Origin of the sequence: Streptomyces sp. NBC_00637, from assembly GCF_045161545.1 — a bacterium.
Classification (GTDB): domain Bacteria; phylum Actinomycetota; class Actinomycetes; order Streptomycetales; family Streptomycetaceae; genus Streptomyces.
Window position 1 is genome coordinate 6,277,423 of the sequence record NZ_CP109046.1, and the last position, 21,202, is coordinate 6,298,624.

General features: G+C 71.9%; 16 protein-coding genes. 10 read left to right on the plus strand and 6 right to left on the minus strand.

Going from position 1 to position 21,202, the window contains the following annotated elements; genetic code table 11:
- Positions 1–42: 42 nt before the first annotated feature.
- Positions 43–2,127: a YhgE/Pip family protein gene (locus OG440_RS27505; RefSeq protein WP_406009459.1), complete on the minus strand. Its 2,085-nt coding sequence runs from the start codon at positions 2,125–2,127 to the stop codon at positions 43–45.
- The gene (locus OG440_RS27510) at positions 2,099–3,145 is read right to left on the minus strand and encodes an ATP-binding cassette domain-containing protein (protein WP_406009460.1); all 1,047 of its coding nucleotides are present in this window, start codon (positions 3,143–3,145) and stop codon (positions 2,099–2,101) included. Before OG440_RS27510 ends, OG440_RS27505 begins: the two co-directional genes overlap by 29 nt.
- A gap of 173 nt (positions 3,146–3,318) precedes the next feature.
- Here OG440_RS27510 and OG440_RS27515 point away from each other — a divergent pair, with 173 nt between their 5' ends.
- From OG440_RS27515 to OG440_RS27525, 3 genes are all read left to right on the plus strand, one after another.
- Entirely contained in the window at positions 3,319–3,882 is a 564-nt protein-coding gene (locus tag OG440_RS27515; RefSeq protein ID WP_406009461.1) for an SAV_6107 family HEPN domain-containing protein, read from the plus strand.
- 198 nt (positions 3,883–4,080) lie between these two features.
- Positions 4,081–4,908, plus strand: a complete 828-nt coding sequence (locus OG440_RS27520) for a methyltransferase (RefSeq protein ID WP_406009462.1) — start codon at positions 4,081–4,083, stop codon at positions 4,906–4,908.
- A gap of 276 nt (positions 4,909–5,184) precedes the next feature.
- Positions 5,185–5,598 carry a DUF3040 domain-containing protein gene (locus OG440_RS27525; protein ID WP_406009463.1) on the plus strand — a complete coding sequence of 138 codons (414 nt, stop codon included), beginning with the start codon at positions 5,185–5,187 and terminating at the stop codon, positions 5,596–5,598.
- A gap of 354 nt (positions 5,599–5,952) precedes the next feature.
- Here the strand turns inward: OG440_RS27525 and OG440_RS27530 are convergent, their stop codons facing one another.
- The 4 genes from OG440_RS27530 to OG440_RS27545 all read right to left on the minus strand — a co-directional run bounded on the left by OG440_RS27530 (position 5,953) and on the right by OG440_RS27545 (position 11,696).
- Positions 5,953–8,478, minus strand: coding sequence for a DUF3488 and DUF4129 domain-containing transglutaminase family protein (locus OG440_RS27530; protein ID WP_406009464.1), 2,526 nt, complete (start codon positions 8,476–8,478; stop codon positions 5,953–5,955).
- Positions 8,475–9,848: a DUF58 domain-containing protein gene (locus OG440_RS27535; protein ID WP_406009465.1), complete on the minus strand. Its 1,374-nt coding sequence runs from the start codon at positions 9,846–9,848 to the stop codon at positions 8,475–8,477. The genes OG440_RS27530 and OG440_RS27535 overlap by 4 nt, the downstream gene beginning before the upstream one ends.
- Positions 9,848–10,879 (minus strand): AAA family ATPase, encoded by a 1,032-nt coding sequence (locus tag OG440_RS27540; RefSeq protein ID WP_406009466.1) that lies wholly within the window; start codon positions 10,877–10,879, stop codon positions 9,848–9,850. The genes OG440_RS27535 and OG440_RS27540 overlap by 1 nt, the downstream gene beginning before the upstream one ends.
- Positions 10,880–11,150: 271 nt before the next feature.
- The gene (locus tag OG440_RS27545; protein ID WP_406009467.1) at positions 11,151–11,696 is read right to left on the minus strand and encodes a beta-class carbonic anhydrase; all 546 of its coding nucleotides are present in this window, start codon (positions 11,694–11,696) and stop codon (positions 11,151–11,153) included.
- A gap of 324 nt (positions 11,697–12,020) precedes the next feature.
- On the opposite strand from OG440_RS27545, the gene rsmH reads away from it, so the two are divergent.
- The 7 genes from rsmH to murD all read left to right on the plus strand — a co-directional run bounded on the left by rsmH (position 12,021) and on the right by murD (position 21,187).
- Positions 12,021–12,977, plus strand: coding sequence for a 16S rRNA (cytosine(1402)-N(4))-methyltransferase RsmH (rsmH, locus tag OG440_RS27550; protein WP_406009468.1), 957 nt, complete (start codon positions 12,021–12,023; stop codon positions 12,975–12,977).
- A gap of 45 nt (positions 12,978–13,022) precedes the next feature.
- On the plus strand, positions 13,023–13,568 hold the full coding sequence (locus OG440_RS27555) for a septum formation initiator family protein (RefSeq protein WP_406009469.1): 546 nt from the start codon (positions 13,023–13,025) through the stop codon (positions 13,566–13,568).
- A gap of 5 nt (positions 13,569–13,573) precedes the next feature.
- Positions 13,574–15,541: a peptidoglycan D,D-transpeptidase FtsI family protein gene (locus OG440_RS27560; protein ID WP_406009470.1), complete on the plus strand. Its 1,968-nt coding sequence runs from the start codon at positions 13,574–13,576 to the stop codon at positions 15,539–15,541.
- 70 nt (positions 15,542–15,611) lie between these two features.
- Positions 15,612–17,288, plus strand: a complete 1,677-nt coding sequence (locus OG440_RS27565) for a UDP-N-acetylmuramoyl-L-alanyl-D-glutamate--2,6-diaminopimelate ligase (protein ID WP_406009471.1) — start codon at positions 15,612–15,614, stop codon at positions 17,286–17,288.
- 4 nt (positions 17,289–17,292) lie between these two features.
- Positions 17,293–18,708 carry a UDP-N-acetylmuramoyl-tripeptide--D-alanyl-D-alanine ligase gene (gene murF, locus OG440_RS27570; RefSeq protein ID WP_406009472.1) on the plus strand — a complete coding sequence of 472 codons (1,416 nt, stop codon included), beginning with the start codon at positions 17,293–17,295 and terminating at the stop codon, positions 18,706–18,708.
- Positions 18,705–19,778 carry a phospho-N-acetylmuramoyl-pentapeptide-transferase gene (gene mraY / locus OG440_RS27575; RefSeq protein WP_406009473.1) on the plus strand — a complete coding sequence of 358 codons (1,074 nt, stop codon included), beginning with the start codon at positions 18,705–18,707 and terminating at the stop codon, positions 19,776–19,778. The genes murF and mraY overlap by 4 nt, the downstream gene beginning before the upstream one ends.
- The gene (gene murD, locus OG440_RS27580; RefSeq protein WP_406009474.1) at positions 19,760–21,187 is read left to right on the plus strand and encodes a UDP-N-acetylmuramoyl-L-alanine--D-glutamate ligase; all 1,428 of its coding nucleotides are present in this window, start codon (positions 19,760–19,762) and stop codon (positions 21,185–21,187) included. The genes mraY and murD overlap by 19 nt, the downstream gene beginning before the upstream one ends.
- Positions 21,188–21,202: the final 15 nt, after the last annotated feature.

Sequence of the window (21,202 nt, forward strand, 5' to 3'; positions counted from 1 at the left end):
TCCTGATTGTCACAGGAACCCGGGCCGCCGGACGCCGGATCCTCACAGGCTCAGCTCCGGGTGCAGCCGGTCCAGGGTCCACACCTGGCGGCGGCGCGCCGACAGGGCGGTCAGCGCGAGGGCGCCCACGGTGAAGGCGACGAGCACCACGCACGCGTGCCACACCGGCCCCAGACCGCCGCCCGTGATCAGCCTCCTGAGGGCGTCGACGACGTGACTCATCGGCAGATAGGGGTGGATCGCGTTGAAGAAGCCGGGGCTGGTCTGCACGGGATAGGTGCCGCCCGCCGACGTCAACTGCAGCATGAGCAGCGCGAGGACGAGGATCCGGCCCGCCGCCCCGAAGCGCGCGTTGAGCCACTGCACGAGGGCCGCGAAGCACGCCGTCACCAGGAACAGGAAGCCCACCGTGCCGGCCGCCCGCGCCATCTCCAGCCCGATCGCCCAGTGCAGCACGGACATCAGGGCCGTCGTCTGCAGCACCCCGATCGCCACCACCGGGAGCCAGCCCGCCAGCGCGATCCGCCAGGCCGGGGCACCCGCCGCGAGCGCGCGCCGGTTCATCGGCGCGACCAGCATGTACGCCACCATCGCGCCCACCCACAGCGACAGCGGGATGAAGTACGGGGCGAAGCCGGTGCCGTAGTTGGGCGCCTTGTGCAGGTCCTTGGAGGCGAGCTGCACGGGGTCGGCCATGACGGCGGTACGCGCGTCGCGCTGTCGCGCGTCGTAGTCGGGGATCTGTCCGGCGCCGTCGTGCAGGCCGTCGGCGAGCTTTCCGGAGCCGTCGGAGAGCTTGAAGATGCCGCCGTTGAGGTCCTGGGCGCCCGTCTCCAGCTTGCCGACGCCCATGTCGAGGTCGACCGACCCCGTCTTGGCCGTGCCGAGCCCGGTGTGCAGCTTCTTGGCGCCCTTGGCGACCTTCGCGGCGCCCGTGTTGAGCGCGTTGACCTTGGTCACGGCGTCGTCCAGGTCCTCGGAGAGGTGCGGGGCGCTGTCGGCGAGCGACTGCGCCTGCTTCTGGAGGGCGGCGAGGTTCGTGCGGAGCGTCTTGAGGTCGCCGTCCTGGTCGGCGACCAGCGTGTTGAGGTCGTCGGCGACCTTCGCCACGTCGGCGGCCGCGTCCTTGGCCTTCTTCAGGTCGGCGCACGCCGGATCGGGCAGGACCGGCGTCTCGCAGCGGGCCTCGTGGACGGCGGCAAGGGTGTCCGAGGCCGTGTGGGCGCCCTCGGCGGCGGTCGGCGCCACCTTCACCATGGTCGCGAGGTTGTCGCGGATCACCTTGGCCGAGTCGGCGACCAGCTGGGCGGTGTCCCCGATGGTCTTCTCGTTGTCCTCGACGAAGGGCCCCAACGCGTCGGCGACCCCGTTGACCTTGTCGGCGAGCGTCTGGGTGCCGTCCGCGACCTTCTGCGAACCGTCCTCCAGGTCGTCGGCGCCCTTGTCGAGCTTCTTCAGGCCCTTCGCCAGCTTGCCACTGCCGTCCTTGGCGTCGCTCAGCCCGTCGGCGAGGTCCTTGGAGCCCTTCTCGGCCTTACCGATGCCGCCGGTGAGATCGTCGGCCCCGTCGGCGGCCTTCGCGGTCGCTCCGTGGATGTCGGAGAAGGAGACGAAGATCTTGTCCAGGAAGGACCGCGAGGTCTGCGTGGACGCGGCCGTGCGCACCTCGCTGAAAACCGTTCGCGAGATCTGCCCGACGATGTAGTTGTTGGCGTCGTTGGTGCGCACCTGGAGGGCGCTCGTCTCGGGCGAGTCGCCCGCGCTGGAGGCGATCCGGCCGCTGAAGTCGGCCGGCATGGTCAGCGACAGGTAGTACCTGCCGTCCTCCACGCCCGCGCGTGCCTCGGCGGCACTCACCTCGTGCCAGTCGAAGACCTCGCTGTCACGCAGCCCCTTGGTGATGTCGTCCCCCGCGCTGATCCTCTTCCCGTCGGCGGTCGCCCCCTTGTCGTCGTTCACGAGCGCCACGGGGATGCGGTCCAGTCGGCCGTACGGATCCCAGAAGGACCACAGGTACAGCGCGCCGTACAACAGGGGCAGCAGCAGGAGGGCGACGAGGGCGGCCCGGGGAAGCTTGCCCCGGCCGAAGCGCCGCAGCTCAAGCGCGGCGAGTCTCGGCGATCGCATCCGCCTTCTCCTCTTCCTGTGCGGTTCCCTGCTCAGCTTCTGTGGCTTCTGTGGCTTCTGTGGCCTCTGTGGCCTCTGTGGCCTCTGTGGCCCCTGGGGTCCCGATGGGCCCGGTGGTCGTGGCGGGTTCGATGGCCCCTGTGGGCTCGGTGCTCGTTTCGGACCCGGTGGTCCTGGCCCGCTCGGCGGACTTGTCGGGCTGCTCGGCAGATTCGCCGGCGGGCTCGTCCGCGGCCTCGACGGTGTCCTGCCGGGCCGGGGACCCGACGACGGCCTCCCGGTCGATCGGGGCGATCGGTTCGCCCGGGTCGCTCGGGGCGATCAGGGTGGCCTCCGGGCCGGTGGAGACCGCGACCGTGCCCTCGGGGGCCTCGCCGCACACCGCGACGACCGTCGTCCCCGCCTCGGCGAGGGACCTGAGCAGCGTCCAGACCTCCGCCCGCTCGGGATCCGTCAGCTTCAGGTCGATGTCGTCGACACCGAGCAGCCGGGGGCGTCCGATGAGCGCCAGTGCCACGGACAGCCGCAGCGCTTCGAGGCGCTCCAGATCACGGACGGCGGTCCGTGGCCCCTTGGGCAGGGCCTCCCGGTCGAGTCCGGCGGCGGCGAGCGCGGTGTCGATCCGCAGCCCCACCTCGGCCGCCCGCTCCGCGCCCGGTCGCAGCAACTCCCGTACGGGGCCGCCGAACCGCCGCTCCAGCAGCGCCCGTTCGCGCAGATGCTCCCCGACGGTCAGGGCGGGGTCGAGGTCGGTCACGCCGGCGACGTGCGCGAGCGCGGCGACGCGCCGAACGGCCGCCAGCTGCTTCGGCAGACGCGCCCCGCCCACGGTCGCCGTTCCCTCGGTGGCCTTCATCCGCCCGGTGAGGGCCAGCAGCAGGCTGGTCCGACCGGAGCCGGACGGCCCCTCGACGGCGATCAGCGAGCCGGGCTCCGCGTCGACGCCGATGCCCCGGAACGCCCATCCGCGAGGGCCTCGGAGCCCGAAGCCGTCGGCGGTGACACCGACTCCGTCCACAGATCCCCCTGAGCGACTTTTTTGAACTGACTGGTCAGTGCAAAAACTAACCCGAACCTTCGTCCGAAGCAAAAGCCCAGGTCAGAACGGATTGTCAGTGCCATACCCCACGATGGGCACATACGGCAGCCCGTATCGGGCGTGCCCGTCACACAGACGACAGGAGGTTCGTCATGGCCACCTACCACGCAGCCGCCGCAAACCGGCGCCGCGCCACCGGCCCTGCCCCCTCACTGAACGGCCCGGCGAGCGATGTGCACCCCGTGCTGCGACGCACCACGGCCCCGCCCGCCGCCCTCGACCTGCTCGCCCAGGCCCGCGCCGGGCTGGACGAGGCGGCCGTCCTCGAAACCCCCAACGAGCGCTACGCCACCGCCCACCTCGCGGCTCTGCGCACCGCCGCCGCCGTGCTCGCCGCCCGCGGCCGCCCTGATCCCGCCCCGCGGCGCCGGGCCCGCATCCGGAGCGCCTGGGAAGTGCTCCCCGAGATAGCGCCCGAACTCACCGAGTGGAGCGCCCTGTTCGCGTCGGGAGCGCGCCGCCGCGCCCGGGCCGAGGCGGGCATCCAGGGCGCGGCCACCCGCCGGGACGCCGACGACCTGATACGCGACGTGGCGATGTTCCTCCGCCTCGTCGAACGCATGCTGGTGCTCCAGCCGGTGCTCCCGCAGCCGCGCCAGGAGGGGGAGGAGCCGGACCGCTCCGGTGCCGGGCGCGACCTGCCGGACACGGGCTGACATGCGTCGCCCCCGCGGCGCACCACCATGAGAGGGCCAAGGCGCCGGAGGCAATAGGGTGGAGGACGCCTGAAGCCTTCCCTCCGCCCGACCCCGCCCGCCCGCTCCCGGAGCCGGGCCCGGGTCGGATCGGGCAGGGAGGGCAGCCCGTTCGCTCCGCCGCGCAAGAGGCGGTGCCGCGCCGAGGAGTCAACTGCCGTGTCGGACCCGATGCGCCCGCCCGTCTCCCACCCCAGCCCGTCCCCGACGCCGCCGCGCTCGGACCCCCCTCGGCCCCGCGCCGCCCTCCGGACGGCCGTGGTCTGGGAAGTCCTCCAGGACGCTCTCGAGCGCCGGATCAAGGCGACCGGGCGTGAGTCGCTCGACGTCCTCGACACCGGCGGCGGCAGCGGCAACTTCGCGGTGCCCGTCGCGCTCCTCGGACACCGGGTCACCGTCGTCGACCCCAGCCCCAACGCGCTGTTCGCCTTGGAGCGCCGCACCGCCGAGGCCGGCGTCGCCGACCGCGTGAAGGGCGTCCAGGGCGACGCCCACGGGCTCTTCGACGTGGCCGAGCGGGGCGGCTACGACGCGGTCCTGTGCCACGGCGTCCTGGAGTACGTGGACGACCCGGCCGAGGGCGTCCGCAACGTGGTGGCCGCGCTGCGCTCCGGGGGTGTCCTCAGCCTGCTCGCCGCCGGCGTCGGCGGAGCCGTGCTGGCGCGCGCCCTGGCCGGCCGCTTCACAGAGGCCCGGCAGGCCCTCACCGGCGCGGACGGCCGCTGGGGCGAGGGCGACCCCGTGCCGCGCCGCTTCACGGCGGAGCAGCTCACCGCACTCGTCGAGGGCGCCGGCCTGCGGGTCGGGTCGATCCACGGCGTGCGGGTCTTCGCCGACCTCGTCCCCGGGGTGCTCGTGGACACCGAGCCCGGCGCTCTGGAAGCCCTGCTGAAGCTCGAGGAGGCCGCCGCCGAACTCGCCGCCTTCCACTCCGTGGCGACGCAGCTGCACGTACTGGGCGAGACGCGAGGGGCCACCGGGACCTGAGCGCTGCCTGTGACGCACCGCTGATCAGGGCCTTGGCCGCGCATGGAGTACGCCACAGGCCCCCCGTTCGGGCGCGGTGCGCCGTATGATCGAGGGAGACCGCCCGGCATGACGGGTCGGCTCCTGGGGAATGGAATCCTCAGCGGGCCGGGACGTCCATGACGGGCTCCGGTTGGCCAATTGGCGTAGAGGGGCGGGTTTCACGGGGGCGATTCCCTGCCTATCCTGAAGGGACCCCCCGGGTCGCCCCGGCGACTGCACGATGAGGAGGACTCCGTGCCGCTCTCGGAGCACGAGCAGCGCATGCTCGAGCAGATGGAGCGAGCGCTGTACGCCGAAGATCCCAAGTTCGCGTCGGCGCTCGAGGGAAGCGGGCTGCGTACGTACACCCGGCGTCGGGTCTACCAGGCGGTCGCAGGCTTCCTCGTGGGTATCGCGCTCCTCATGGCCGGCATGGTCGCCAAGCAGGTCTGGCTGAGCGTGGTGGGCTTCCTCGTCATGCTGGGCTGCGCGGTTCTCGCCGTGACCGGCTGGCGCAAGGCGCCCAAGCCGGGTGAGCAGCCGGCGGCGGCAGCCGCGGGAGCCCCAGGTACCCCGCACAGCCGTGGTCAGGGTCGGCAGAAGCGCTCCATGATGGACCGGATCGAGCAGCGCTGGCAGCGCCGCCGTGACGAGCAGGGCGGTCACTGACACCGCGGCAGCACCCCCATGCGAAGAAACGTCGAGGGCGACCACCCAGCAGGTGGTCGCCCTCAACGTTGTCCTGGGCAGCCGCCCTGTCGCCCTGCCGTCCGGTCGTGCGACCGTCCTGCCGCCGTGTCCGCGGCCTGAGCGGAGCTTCTACGGGCCTACGCGCGGCCGATCCGCCCCGATCAGACCCGCCCCGAGGCCGACTCGGCCTCTGCCCCGGCCCGACACGGTGCTGCACAGGGCCGTCCCCGCTCGGGCCCGGCTTCATCGTCCCGGGGTCGGTTCCTGCTCCCGTCGGGGGCGGGGTCGGGCCGGGCTCGGCGCTACCCGGACGCCGGCCCGGCCGTTCCTCGGTCAGCCGCCCTGTTGCCGGCCCGGTTGGCCTGGTTGTCCGACCGGGCGGCGTACGAGAGTCGCCAGACGGGCCGCCCAGGACGCCTTGAGGGCCGTCCAGCGGTCGTTGAGGTCCCAGACCGCGCGGATGGCCGAACGCGGTGCCACGACGGCACGCACACGCGTGGTCCAGCCGACCCGGTCGCGCAGGGCCCCGCGGACCTTGCGCACATCGTCGGCGAGGCCGGCCTCGGCCCTCGGCTCGGGAGCGAACAGCACCTGCTCCACGGCGCCCGCGACCCGGTGCACCGAACGGCCCACCGTCTCGTCCAGTTCCCCGATCCGGACGATCCGCGCGGCCGCCCTACGCGGGGTCAGCGCGTCGTCCGGTTCGATGCCGTAGTCCCAGGCCGTGTCGGTGAGCTCGCGCCACACCGCCAGCACATGCTCGGCGGCCGCCTCGCCGGCCTCCTGCGGCGGCACGTCCAGCAGCACCGCCGGGCCGGGGTCGCCCGGCTGCCGGCCGTCGCCACCGTCCTGGCGCGGGCCCGGGGGTGGTGCCCCGGCGGACGAGGACGCGGAGTGCTGGGCCGACGCCAGCCGCACCGAACGCCGTCTCAGCCGCCACAGCATGGGCAGCAGGGGCAGGGCGAGCGCCGCCGCCCCCAGCAGCGTCCATCCTGCGATCGCGTACCAGGGGGTGCCGCCGCCGTCCTCCTGCGTCGGGTCCAGCGGCAGCGCGGCGGCGCAGCCTTCGAGCTTCTTGTCCTGGGCCGAGCAGCTGGTGCTCGCCGAGGGTTGGGTCGAGGGTGCCGCGTCCGCCGAGCGGGAGGCCTGCGGCAGGTCCGGCACGGCCTCGCCCGTGCTGTCCGGCAGCGTGTACGTGGGCGTCGTGCCCCGGGTCGGGGTCGGCTCGAAACGGGTCCAGCCGACGCCCTCGAAGTACAGCTCCGGCCAGGCATGCGCGTCCTTGAGGCCCACCGCCACGGAACCGTCCGCCTGCGGCGAACCCGGCGCGAAGCCCACCGCGACCCGCGCCGGTATACCCAGCGTGCGGGCCATCGCGGCCATCGCGAACGAGAAGTGGACGCAGAAGCCCTGCTTGTCCTTCAGGAAGCGGGCGATCGCGTTGGGGCCGCTGCCGACCTCGACCTCGGTGTCGTACTCGAAGCCGCCCGTCACCGCGAAGTAGTCCTGGAGCGCGACCGCCTTCTGGTAGTCGCTGGTGGCGCCCTTGGTGATCTCCCGAGCCTGCTGTGCCACCACCCTGGGGAGCGAGTCCGGGACCTTGGTGTAGGTGCTCTTCACGGAGCCGGGTGCCTCGGGCGCCGAGGCCAGCTGCTCCGCCGTCGGCTGTACGTCGAGGCTCGTCACCTGGTACGTCTTGCCGCTGGTCTTCTGGCCGTGGTCGCCGACCAGGGTCATGCCGACCGGCTCGTACCGCCAGTTGCCCTTGATCTGCACGCTGCTGGGCGGGTACGGCATCGGCAGCCAGTCCTGGCCGTAACCGGTGGCGGCCGCGATCCGGGTCGTGACCTCCGTGCGCTTCACGTCCTGGCCCAGCCCGGTGGGGGAGGGGAACTCGTCCGGCACGGCGATGATGTGACGCTTCGCCGGCTTCCACGTCGTGCCGTCGAACTCGTCCAGGGACACGATCCGCAGGTACAGGTCCGAGATGTTGCTCGTGGTGGTACGCATGGTCAGGACCGTGCGGTCCTCGTCCACGTTCAGGCTGTCGCGCAGCGACACCAGCGGGTTGACCGCGGAGATCGTGCCCCCGCTGCCGTTGCCCGCGCCGACGCCGGTGCCCGTACCGTCCAGCAGGCCGCCCTGTATCGCCGGCAGCGGCAGCAGCGGCACCACGAGGGCGACGCCCAGCGCGGCCATGCCGATGCGGCGGCCGGTGCGGACCGGGGCGATCGGGCCGGGTGGTCCGCCCGGACCGCGCGGGGCCCCGCCGAAGACCCGGCCCCACTGGGAGAGCCGCTCCCGGCCCTCGGCGAGCAGCAGCATCAGATAGCCGGCCGCGGCGACCAGGAACCACAGCCAGTCGGTCACCCCTTCGGACAGGCCCGCGGCGACCGAGTACAGCGCCAGCAACGGCAGGCCGGCCGGGGCCGCGTTGCGGTAGGTCACCGCGAGGGTGTCCACCGCCAGACCGATCACGAGCACCCCGCCGATCACCATCAGCCGGATGCCGTCGGACAGCGGGGCCGGGATCGCGTACCGGCTCACGTCGTCGGTGCCCGTCTGGAGCAGGTCGCCGAAGTGGCGGAAGGCCTCCGGGCCGGGGATCAGGCCGCCGAGGGCGTGCTCCCGGGCGAAGAGCAGGGTCAGCAGGACCAGGGTGACCAGGGTCTGGGCGGCCACGGTCAGCGGCCGGGCCAGCGGCACCCGCCGGGTCGCCACGCCCACCCCGGACTGGATCGCCAGCAGGAACGCCGCCTGGAGGAACCAGGTCGCCGGGGTGACGAGGGGCAGCAGGGCGCACGAGGCCATCAGCGTCGCCACCGCCGAACACAGTGTCAGCCGAGCCCGCCCGCTCATGACCATCCCTCCCCGCCGCTCGTCCCGCCCGCCGTCATCACGCCCGCCCGCTCACGGTCCGCCTGGCGCCACATCTCGTTCAGCGAAGCGCCCCGCGGCACGCTCAGGGCCGTCCAGCCCGCCTCGCGCAGCATCCGCAGCCGCTCCTCCTGCCTGTTCATCGGATCGGGAGCGCCGTTCGGTTCACGCGCCCAGCTGTCGTCGTCCAGCAGGAAGGCGACCGCGCCTCCGCTGCGCTGGCGCATCTTCGCGGCCACCGCCGCCTGTTCCTCGTCGAGATCGCCGAGGAAGGCCACCAGCAGCCCCTCGTTGCCGCCGCGCAGCACGTCGTAGGCCCGGGACAGGCCCGTGCCGTCGGAGTGGTCGACCACCGCCAAGGTGTCCATCATCAGCCCGGCCGCGTCCGCCGACTCCTGGCTCGCGCCGGCGAACCCGTCGGAGCCCTCGCCGGGCACCGAGGTGCCCGTGTCCGTCAGCAGGCGCACCGAGAAGCCCCGCTCCAGCATGTGCACCAGCACGGACGCGGCGCCCGAGACCGCCCATTCGAAGGCGGAGTCCGGGCCCGAGCCCTGGTAGGCGAGGCCCCGGGTGTCCAGGAGCACCGTGCAGCGTGAGCGCTGCGGCTGCTCCTCGCGGCGCACCATCAGTTCGCCGTAGCGGGCGGTCAGCCGCCAGTGCACCCGGCGCAGGTCGTCGCCGTAGCGGTAGCCGCGCGGGATCACGTCGTCCTCGCCGGCCAGTGCCAGGGTGCGCTGCCGTCCGTCGCCGTATCCCTTGGCCTCGCCGCTCAGGCGGACCGGAGGCAGCGGTTCGACGCGCGGGATCACCGTCAGCGTGTCGTAGGTGGAGAAGGCTCTGGTGAGTTCGCACATGCCGAAGGGATCGCTCAGCCGCAGCTGGAGCGGCCCCAGCGGATAGCGGCCGCGCAGGTCGGAGCGGACCCGGTAGGACACCTCCCGGCGGCCGCCCGCCTCCACCCGGTCCAGGACGAAGCGGGGGCGCGGTCCGAGCACGTACGGCACCCGGTCCTGGAGCATCAGCAGCCCGGTGGGCAGCCGCGAGACGTTGTCCATCCGCAGGTGGACCCGGGCCTCGCTGCCGGCGGGCACCCGCGCGGGAGAGAGCCGGCGGCTGCCGGCGACCCGGTAGCGGGTGCGGTAGACGACGGCCGCGCAGATCAGCGGCAGCGCGGCCAGCAGCAGCCCGACCCGCAGCAGGTCGGGCTGTCCGAGCACGTAGGCGCAGATGGCGGCGGCGATGCCGGCGGCGAGGAAGGAGCGGCCGCGGGTGGTCAGACCGGCCAGGGCCGTGCGGGCGCCGCCCTTCTCCCCGCTGCCCGTGGACGGCTGCCCGGTCGCCCCGGCGGACATCACAGCCTCCGCGACTGCTGGCCGTACGCCTGTGTGCCGTGGCCCAGTCCGTACCCGTGCTGCTGGGGGGTCGCGGGCACCGAGGTGCGCTGGATGATCTCCTCGACGACCTGCTCCGCCGTGCGGCGGTTCAGCTGTGCCTGCGCGGTGGGCAGCAGACGGTGGGCCAGGACGGCCACGGCGAGGTTCTGCACGTCGTCCGGGAGCGCGTAGTCCCGGCCGCTGAGGGCGGCGGTCGCCTTGGCCGCGCGCACCAGGTGCAGCGTCGCGCGCGGGGAGGCGCCGAGTCTGAGGTCCGGATGGGTACGCGTGGCGGAGACCAGGTCGACCGCGTAGCGGCGGACCGACTCGGCGACGTGGACACCGCGGACGGCGTCGATCAGCTTCACGATCTCGTGGGCGTGCGCGACCGGCTGGAGGTCGTCCAGCGGGCTGACCCCGCCGTGCACGTCGAGCATCTGCAGCTCGGCCTCCGGGCTCGGGTAGCCGATGGAGACGCGGGCCATGAAACGGTCGCGCTGGGCCTCGGGGAGCGGGTAGGTGCCCTCCATCTCGACCGGGTTCTGGGTGGCCACCACCATGAAGGGACTGGGCAGCTCGTACGTCGTCCCGTCGATGGTGACCTGGCGCTCCTCCAGCGATTCCAGGAGCGCCGACTGCGTCTTGGGCGAGGCGCGGTTGATCTCGTCGCCGATCACGATCTGCGAGAAGATCGCGCCCGGCTTGAACTCGAATTCCCGGCGCTGCTGGTCCCAGATGGACACCCCGGTGATGTCCGAGGGCAGCAGGTCGGGCGTGAACTGGATACGGCGCACCGAACAGTCGATGGACTTCGCCAGCGCCTTGGCGAGCATCGTCTTGCCGACGCCCGGCACGTCCTCGATCAGCAGATGCCCCTCGGCGAGGAGCACGGTCAGCGAAAGCCGTACGACCTCGGGCTTGCCCTCGATCACTCCCTCCACCGAACTGCGGACACGCTCCACAGTGGCGGTCAGATCTGTGAGGCTCGCTCGCTCGTCATAGGTCGTCACCCGGCCCTCCTCGGCCCAAAACTTCTCCGGGCCGACGCTCTGTGCGGCAAACCGGCCCACCCCGAATCACGGACGCCGTGCGCGAACTGCTCAGCGCGGCGTCACACCCGCATTCTTGCTGCCGTTACCGATTCGTGTCACTCGCCTGTGGACAACTGTCCGCGATATGTCGGTGTTATGACTATCTGGGCGTCCGAGGGGCGGAAATCAACAGCGAAACGACAGCGAAACGACGGCGTCCGTGAACGGTCGCACAGGGTCGGGCAAGCGATTACGCGGGGTCGATCTCGCGCAGCAGGCCCGTCTTCACGTCGAACACGAAGCCGCGCACGTCGTCGGTGTCCACCAGGAACGGTGAGGTACGCACCCGCTGCATCGACTGGCGCACGTCCTGGTCGACGTCCCGGAAGGCCTCCACCGCCCAGGCCGGACGCTGGCCGACCTCCATCTCCAGCTCGGTGCGGAAGTCCTCGGTGATCGCCTCGAGGCCACAGCCGGTGTGGTGGATGAGGACGATGCTGCGCGTGCCCAGCTTGCGCTGGCTGATGGTGAGGGAGCGGATCACGTCGTCGGTGACCACGCCGCCGGCGTTACGGATCGTGTGGCAGTCGCCGAGCCGGAGGCCCAGCGCCGCGTGCAGGTCGAGGCGGGCGTCCATACAGGCCACGACCGCCACGCGCAGGACGGGGCGGGCGTCCCTGCCGGAGTCGGAGAAGGCGGCCGCGTACCGCTCGTTCGCCTCGACGAGGCGGTCGGTGACGGTGTCGTCGGTTATGGCGCCTTCGGGCCGAGCGGGGACCGATGCAGAAGTCGTCATAGGTATGACGGTACTGGTCACGCGCGTTCCAGGCCTGCTGTGAGTAGGGAAAAAGAGTGTCATCACGTGCTCTTTGTGAGGTAAGCCACAGAGGTGGCGGTGCGGGACTCCCGTCGGGCCGCGCCGCGCAGGCCGGTTGATTGACCGCGCGACACCGTGGACTAAAGTGACGCGAAGCGGGAGGCGACGATCTCCCTGCTGGACTGAACCCCGTGAGACCCCGGCCCGGCCGCCGGAGCTCTCCCCGCGGCGCCGGCAGGCCTTCCCTTCCTCAGGGGGCGGGGACCCGGCGATGCGTACACCCGCCGGATCTGAGAGGGCCCCTTGAGTCACAGTCGACACGTCCCGGTGATGCTCCAGCGGTGCCTGGACCTGTTGGCCCCCGCCCTTCAGCGGCCCGGATCGGTGGTCGTCGACTGCACGCTCGGTCTCGGTGGCCACAGCGAGGCGCTGCTGACCCGGTTCCCCGAGGCCCGGCTCGTCGCCCTCGACCGTGACAAGGAGGCGCTGCGCCTGTCCGGCGAGCGCCTCGCCCCGTTCGGCGACCGCGCCACCCTCGTGCACGCCGTCTACGACGAACTGCCCGACGTACTGGACCGGCTCGGCATCGCGCGCGTGCAGGGCGTCCTGTTCGACCTCGGTGTCTCCTCCATGCAACTCGACGAGGCCGACCGCGGCTTCGCCTACGCCCAGGACGCCCCGCTCGACATGCGGATGGACCAGACGACCGGCGTCAGCGCCGCCGAGGTCCTCAACACGTACCCGCCCGGTGAACTCGTGCGGATCCTGCGGGCGTACGGCGAGGAGAAACAGGCCAAGCGGATCGTCTCCGCGGTGGTGCGCGAGCGCGACAAGGAGCCGTTCACCAACAGCGCGCGGCTCGTCGAGCTGATCCGCAACGCCCTTCCCCAGGCCGCGAAGCGCACCGGCGGCAACCCGGCCAAGCGCACCTTCCAGGCGCTGCGCATCGAGGTCAACGGCGAACTCTCCGTCCTGGAGCGGGCGATCCCGGCGGCGGTGGAGGCGATCGACGTGGGCGGACGGATCGCCGTCCTGTCGTACCACTCGCTCGAAGACCGGCTCGTGAAGCACGTGTTCGCGGCCGGCGCCGCCAACACCGCGCCGCCCGGACTGCCGGTCGTCCCCGAGCGCTACCAGCCCCGGCTCAAGCTGCTCACCCGCGGTGCCGAACTTCCCACCGAGGAAGAGGTCGCCGAGAACCGGCGCGCCGCCCCGGCGCGCCTGCGTGGGGCCGAGCGAATCAGGGAGTCCATCGAATGACGGGCGTGAGCCGAGGGTTCGGAATTCCGACCCGGGGGAGGCCGAGTGAGTAGGAAACCCGAACTGAAGGGGAGGGCCGCCCGGTTCGCACGGCTCTTCCCGGCCGGCCCGCGGCAGGCGGCCCGTACCCCGTTCGTCCTCCTCGTCGTCCTCCTCCTGGGCGGCGGTCTCATCGGACTGCTCGTGCTGAACTCCGCGCTCAGCGAGGGCTCGTTCCGGATGGACGACCTGCAGAAGGACACCAAGAGCCTCACCGACGAGCAGCAGGCCCTCCAGCGGGACATCGACTCCTACTCCGCCCCCGACGCCCTCCAGCGCCGCGCGCGTGAACTCGGCATGGTCCCCGGCGGAGACCCGGCCTTCCTGAGCCCCGACGGCACCGTGAAGGGTGTCCCCTCGCCCGCCGCCCAGCAGTCCCTGGAGGACGCCCCCGCCGCCGTACGGCCGCCGGAGGCCGTCCTGCTCTCCCAGACGATCGAGGCGCCGCCGTCCCTCGCGACCCCCACGCCGAGCGCCCTTTCCGAGCCGGCCGGGTCCCCGGCCCCGAGCGCCGCTCCGACCCAAGCCATCCCCGAGACCCCCGGCAGGTGACGGAAGTGTCCGACAGGGAACCGCCGCGCCGGCGCGTGCCCGGCCCCGCCCGGCCCTCCCGCCCCGGGTCCGCCCAGCGGCGCCCGGGCCCCGGCGGCCGTCCCGCCCGCCGTCCGGCCGCGGCCGCTCCACGTCCCGCCGCCCCGCCCGCCCTCCGGCTCGGCAGCCCGCGTCCCCGCCTGCGGATGGTCGGCCTGGCACTGGCCCTGGTGCTGATCGCCTTCGTCGTCCGGCTGCTCCAGGTGCAGGCCGTCGACGCGAGCACCTACGCCGCCAAGGCCGAACAGAACCGGTACGTCGGCCAGGTGCTGGCCGCCGAGCGCGGCGAGATCACCGACCGCACCGGCGTGGCCTTCGCGACCAGCGTGGACGCGTACGACATCACGGCCGACCCCACGATGTTCACGCGCGGGCAGCTGAAGGTCGGCGACGGCCCCGAGCAGGCGGCCGCCCTCCTCGCGCCGATCCTCGGCCAAGAGCAGTCCGTGCTCGTCGGCAAGCTGCGGCCGAAGACCGCGGGTGTGCGCTACGTCAAGCTGGCCGGCCGGCAGACCCCGCAGGTCTGGAAGCAGATCAAGGACCTGAGGTCCGCCCTGTCCACCAAGGCGGAGACGGACAGCTCCACCGTCAACGTCCTCGCCGGGGTCTTCTCCGTCCCCAGCAGCAAGCGCGTGTACCCCAACGGAGACCTCGCCGCCGGGATACTGGGTTGGGTCAACGCCGACGGCAAGGGCGGCGGCGGGGTCGAGCAGCAGCTGAACGCCACCCTGACCGGCAAGGACGGCAAGATCCGCTACGCCCAGTCCGGCGGCCGTCAGGTGCCCACCGTGGGCTCCACCGAGACCCCCGCGGTGCCCGGCTCCGACGTCGAGCTGACGATCGACCGCGACATCCAGTGGGCCGCGCAGAACGCCATCACCGAGCAGGTGGAGGAGTCCGAGGCGGACCGCGGTTACGTCATCGTCCAGGACAACCGCACCGGCGAGATCCTCGCCATGGCCAACTCGCCCGGCTTCGATCCCAACGACCTCTCGCAGGCCGACTCCGCGGACATGGGCAACGCCTCCGTCCAGGACGCCTACGAACCGGGCTCCACGGCGAAGGTCATGTCGATGGCCGCCGTGCTGGAGGAGAACGCCGCTACACCGCTTACGCATGTCACCGTGCCCAACCGGCTGCACCGCGGCGACCGGCTCTTCCAGGACGACATCGACCACGCCACCTGGTACCTCACGCTCAACGGCGTGCTGGCCAAGTCCAGCAACATCGGCACCATCCTGGCCACCGGCCAGCTCGGCAAGACGCAGGCCGAGGCCAACCAGGTGCTCTACTCGTACCTGCGCAAGTTCGGCATCGGCAGTGCCACCGGACTCGGCTTCCCCGGCGAGACGAAGGGCATCCTGGCCCAGCCCGGCAAGTGGTCCACCTCGCAGCAGTACACGATCCCCTTCGGCCAGGGCATGTCCCTCAACGCGCTCCAGGCGGCCTCCGTGTACTCGACGATCGCCAACGGCGGGGTCCGCGTCGAGCCCACCCTGGTGCGCGGCACCAAGGGCCCGGACGGTCGCTTCACCCCCGCCGAGGCGCCCGCGAAGAGCCGGGTCGTCAGCCAGAAGACGGCGAAGACCCTCGCCCAGATGCTGGAGTCGGTCGTGGACGACCAGGAGGGTACGGGCGCCAAGGCGCGTATCCCCGGATACCGCGTCGCGGGCAAGACCGGTACCGCCAACCGGGTCGACCCGGCCACCGGCACCTACAAGGGTTACACCTCCTCGTTCGCCGGGTTCGCGCCCGCCGACAACCCCCGGGTCACCGTGTACTGCGCCATCCAGAACGCCACCCAGGGCAGCTACTTCGGCGGTCAGATCTGCGGTCCCGTCTTCAAGCAGGTCATGGAGTTCGCCCTGAAGACCCTCCAGATCCCACCGACCGGCGCCAAGGCCGCGAACCTTCCGGTCACCTTCACCCCCTGACAGTCCCGCTCCGCCCGCTCCGACCCCCGTCCTCTCACTGTTCAGCGCCGAGCAAGCCAGGAACCAGCCCGTGACCATGATCACTCCCGACCCCGGGAACCCCGCACCGCCCGCGTCGTCCGCCGCGGCCCCGCCCTCGCTTCGCCCGCAGGCGGGTACGCCCGGTACGCTCACCGCCGTGCCACACGCTGATCAGTCCCAAACCACTCAGAAGGGCGCTTCCGTGACATATCCGGGACCGCCGCGGCCGGCCCAGGTCTCCGCCACACCCCTCGCGGAGCTCGCCGGTCAGCTGGGTGCCGAACAGCCGGAGAGCACCGCCGTCGAGGTCACGGGCATCACCCACGACTCGCGCGCGGTCCGCCCCGGCGACCTGTACGCCGCCCTGCCGGGCGCCCGCCTGCACGGCGCCGACTTCGTGACCCAGGCCGCGGGCCTGGGCGCGGTCGCCGTCCTGACCGACCCCAGCGGCGCGGAACGCGCCGCCGCGACCGGACTGCCGGTCCTGGTGGCCGACGACCCCCGTGGACGGATGGGCGAACTGGCGGTCACGATCTACGGAGCCCCGGGCCGCGACCTGCTCCAGATCGGCATCACGGGCACCTCCGGCAAGACCACCACCGCGTACCTCATGGAGGGCGGCCTCAAGCCGGTCAGGTCCACCGGACTGATCGGCACCGTCGAGACGCGCATCGGCGACGAGCGGATCAAGTCCGAGCGCACCACCCCCGAAGCCACCGACCTCCAGGCGCTGTTCGCGGTCATGCGCGAACGCGGTGTCGAGGCGGTCGCCATGGAGGTCTCCAGCCACGCCCTGGTCCTCGGCCGGGTCGACGGCTGTGTCTTCGACATCGCCGTCTTCACCAACCTCAGCCCGGAACACATGGAGTTCCACTCCGGCATGGAGGACTACTTCCAGGCCAAGGCGCAGCTGTTCACCCGGAAACGCAGCAAACTCGGCGTGGTCAACTTCGACGACGAGTACGGCCGCCGGCTGATCAGCGAGGCCGAGGTCCCGGTCGTCAGCTACTCCGCCGAAGGCCACCCGGACGCCGACTGGCGCGCGGTCGACGTGGAGATCGGTCCGATGGACTCGACGTTCACCGTCGTGGGCCCCGACGGGGTGCGGGTCGCCGCCAGGGCACCTCTGCCGGGCTCCTTCAACGTCGCGAACACCCTCGCCGCGATCGCCGCCTTGGCCGCCGCGGGCATCGACCCGCGAACCGCCGCCGACGGTGTCGCCGCGGTGCCGGGCGTGCCGGGCCGGCTGGAGCGGGTGGACGCCGGGCAGTCCTTCCTCGCGGTCGTCGACTACGCCCACAAGACGGACGCCGTCGAGTCGGTCCTGAAGGCGCTGCGCAAGGTCACCAAGGGCCGGCTGCACGTCGTCCTCGGCTGCGGCGGCGACCGGGACCGCACCAAGCGCGTCCCGATGGGCGCCGCCGTGGCGCGGCTCGCCGACACCGCCGTACTGACCTCCGACAACCCCCGCTCCGAGGACCCCCTCGCGATCCTCGCGACGATGCTCCAGGGCGCGGCGTCCGTGCCCGCGCACGAGCGCGGTGACGTCCTGCTGTTCGAGGACCGGGCCGCCGCGATCGCCGCGGTCGTCGCCCGCGCGCACGACGGGGACACCGTGCTGGTCGCGGGCAAGGGGCATGAGCAGGGCCAGGACATCGCCGGGGTGGTCCGTCCGTTCGACGACCGCCAGGTGCTTCGCGAAGCTATCCAGCAGACCCAGGGATGAACTTGTGATCGCCCTCTCCCTCGCCGAGATCGCAGCAGTCGTCGGCGGGCAGACGCACGACATACCGGATCCATCGGCGGAAGTCACCGGACCGGTCGTCCGGGACTCCCGTGAAGTGGAGCCCGGCAGCCTCTTCGTCGCCTTCGTCGGCGAACGCGTGGACGGCCACGACTACGCGGCCGCGGTCGTCGAGGCGGGCGCGGCGGCCGTACTGGCCTCGCGCCCCGTCGGTGTCCCCGCGATCGTCGTGGACGACGTCCAGACCGCGTTGGGCGCCCTCGCCCGGCACGTCGTGCACAAGCTCGGCGCGACCCTCGTCGCGCTCACCGGCTCGGCCGGCAAGACCAGCAGCAAGGACCTCATCGCGCAGGTCCTGCGGCGCAAGGCGCCGACCGTCTTCACACCGGGTTCGCTCAACAACGAGATCGGGCTGCCCCTGACCGCCCTGTCCGCGACCGAGGAGACGAGGTTCCTCGTCCTCGAGATGGGCGCCCGCGGGATCGGCCACATCCGCTACCTCGCCGATCTGACGCCCCCGAAGATCGGCCTCGTCCTCAACGTCGGCACCGCCCACATCGGCGAGTTCGGCGGCCGCGAACAGATCGCACAGGCAAAGGGCGAGCTCGTCGAGAGCCTGCCGCCGGCCGGTGAGGGCGGCATCGCGATCCTCAACGCCGACGACCCGCTGGTGCGGGCCATGGCCTCCCGTACGAAGGCGAAGGTGGTCTTTTTCGGAGAGTCCGGCGAAGCGGACGTTCGGGCCGAGAACGTGCGACTCACGGACAGCGGACAGCCCGCCTTCAGCCTTCACACACCCTCCGGGTGCAGCGACGTGACCATGCGCCTGTACGGTGAGCACCACGTGTCGAACGCGCTCGCAGCGGCCGCCGTCGCCCATGAGCTGGGCATGTCCGCGGAAGAGATCGCCACCGCGCTCTCCGAGGCGGGCTCCCTCTCCCGCTGGCGGATGGAGGTCACCGAGCGCCCGGACGGCGTGACGATCGTCAACGACGCCTACAACGCGAACCCCGAGTCCATGCGAGCCGCCCTGCGCGCGCTCGCGGCCATGGGCAAGGGGGGCCGGACGTGGGCGGTGCTCGGCAAGATGGCCGAGCTCGGGGACGAGGCGCTCGCCGAGCACGACGCGGTCGGACGGCTCGCCGTCCGGCTCAATGTCGGCAAGCTCGTCGCGGTCGGGGGCAGGGAAGCCGCCTGGCTGCAACTGGGCGCATATAACGAGGGTTCGTGGGGTGAGGAGTCGGTGCACGTGTCCGACGCACAGGCGGCGGTCGACCTGTTGCGCAGCGAGTTGCGCCCGGGGGACGTCGTACTCGTGAAGGCGTCCCGTTCGGTCGGCCTCGAGAGCGTCGCGCAGGCGTTGCTCGCGACCGGCACCGAGGGTGAGGTCGCCGCCCGATGATGAATCAGATCCTGTTCGCGGGTGTGATCGGTCTCTTCCTGACGCTGGGCGGCACGCCGCTGCTGATCAAGCTGCTGGCGCGCAAGGGCTACGGCCAGTACATCCGCGACGACGGCCCGCGCGAGCACGCCAGCAAGCGCGGTACGCCGACCATGGGCGGTATCGCCTTCATCTTCGCGACGGTCGCCGCGTACTTCCTGTCCAAGGTCATCACGGGCAAGCCCCCGACCTACTCCGGCCTGCTGGTGCTGGGCCTGATGTGCGGTATGGGTCTGGTCGGCTTCCTCGACGACTACATCAAGATCGTCAAGCGGCGTTCGCTGGGTCTTCGGGCCAAGGCGAAGATGGCCGGCCAGCTGATCGTCGGCATCGGCTTCGCGGTGCTCTCGCTCCAGTTCTCCGACTCGCGCGGCAACACCCCGGCCTCCACGAAGCTGTCGTTCATCACGGACTTCGGCTGGACGATCGGCCCGGTGCTGTTCGTCGTCTGGGCGCTGTTCATGATCCTCGCGATGTCCAACGGCGTGAACCTGACGGACGGTCTGGACGGCCTCGCCACCGGCGCCTCCGTCCTCGTCTTCGGCGCCTACACGTTCATCGGTGTCTGGCAGTTCCAGGAGTCCTGCGCCAACGGCGAGACCCTGACCAACCCCAGCGCCTGTTACGAGGTGCGCGATCCGCTGGACCTCGCGGTCATCGCCTCCGCGCTGATGGGCGCCTGCCTCGGCTTCCTGTGGTGGAACACCTCGCCGGCCAAGATCTTCATGGGCGACACCGGTTCGCTGGCGCTCGGCGGCGTGCTCGCGGGTCTCGCGATCTGCTCCCGCACCGAGCTGCTGATCGCCCTGCTCGGCGGCCTGTTCGTGCTGATCACCATGTCGGTGGTCATCCAGGTCGGCTCCTTCAAGCTCACCGGCAAGCGCGTCTTCCGCATGGCTCCACTTCAGCACCACTTCGAACTCAAGGGCTGGTCCGAAGTCCTGGTGGTGGTCCGTTTCTGGATCATCCAGGGCATCTGTGTGATCGTCGGACTGGGCATCTTCTACGCGGGATGGGCAGCGGACAAGTGACCGACTGGCAGGGGAAGAACGTCACCGTCGCCGGGCTCGGCGTCTCCGGCATCCCGGCGGCCAAGGTGCTGCACGGGCTCGGCGCGAGGGTCACCGTCGTCAACGACGGCGACGACGCACGCGCGCGTGAGCAGGCCGCCGAGCTGGAGGCGCTGGGCGTCACCGTGCGTCTCGGTGACGGGGCGACCCTGCCCGAGGGAACCGAACTCGTCGTCACCGCACCCGGCTGGAAGCCCGACAAGCCGCTGTTCACCGCGGCCCACGCGGCAGGGGTGCCGGTGTGGGGCGACGTCGAACTCGCCTGGCGGCTCAGGGAACTGGACGGCCGCGAGGCCGCGCCCTGGCTGTGCGTCACCGGCACCAACGGCAAGACGACCACCACCCAGATGCTGGCGTCGATCCTCGAGGCGGCCGGACTGCGCACGGCGGCCGTCGGGAACATCGGCGTCTCCCTGCTGGACGCCGTCCTCGGCGAGGAGCCGTACGACGTCCTCGCCGTGGAGCTCTCCAGCTACCAGCTGCACTGGGCGCCCTCGCTGCGCGCCCACTCGGCCACCGTCCTGAACCTCGCCCCCGACCACCTCGACTGGCACGGCTCCATGGAGGCGTACGCCAAGGACAAGGGCCGTGTCTACGAGGGCAATCAGGTCGCCTGCGTCTACAACGTCGCCGACAAGGCCACCGAGGACCTGGTGCGGGAGGCGGACGTCGAGGAGGGCTGCCGGGCCGTCGGCTTCACCCTCGGGGCCCCGGCGCCGTCCCAACTCGGCGTCGTGGACGGCATCCTGGTCGACCGCGCCTTCGTCGAGAACCGGCAGCAGAACGCGCAGGAGCTCGCCGAGGTCTCCGACGTCAACCCTCCGGCCCCGCACAACATCGCCAACGCCCTTGCCGCGGCGGCCCTCGCCCGCGCCTTCGGGGTGCCCGCCAAGGCCGTACGGGACGGTCTGCGGGCCTTCACCCCGGACGCCCACCGCATCGCCCACGTGGCCGACGTGGACGGCGTCGCCTACGTCGACGACTCCAAGGCGACCAACACGCACGCGGCGCAGGCCTCGTTGGCGGCCTACCCGTCGATCGTCTGGATCGCGGGCGGACTGGCGAAGGGCGCCACCTTCGACGAGCTGGTCGCGCAGTCGGCGAAGCGGCTTCGCGCGGCGGTGCTCATCGGCGCCGATCGCGCCCTGATCCGCGAAGCCCTGGCGCGACACGCCCCGGAAGTACCCGTCGTCGACCTCGACCGGACGGACACTGGGGCGATGCTCGCGGCTGTCCAGGAGGCTCGGCGCCTCGCCGTCGAAGGCGACACGGTGCTCCTCGCCCCGGCCTGCGCCTCCATGGACATGTTCGTCAACTACAACCAGCGCGGCGACATGTTCGCCCAGGCGGTTGGCGAACTCGGAACCTGACCCGGCCGCCTGCCG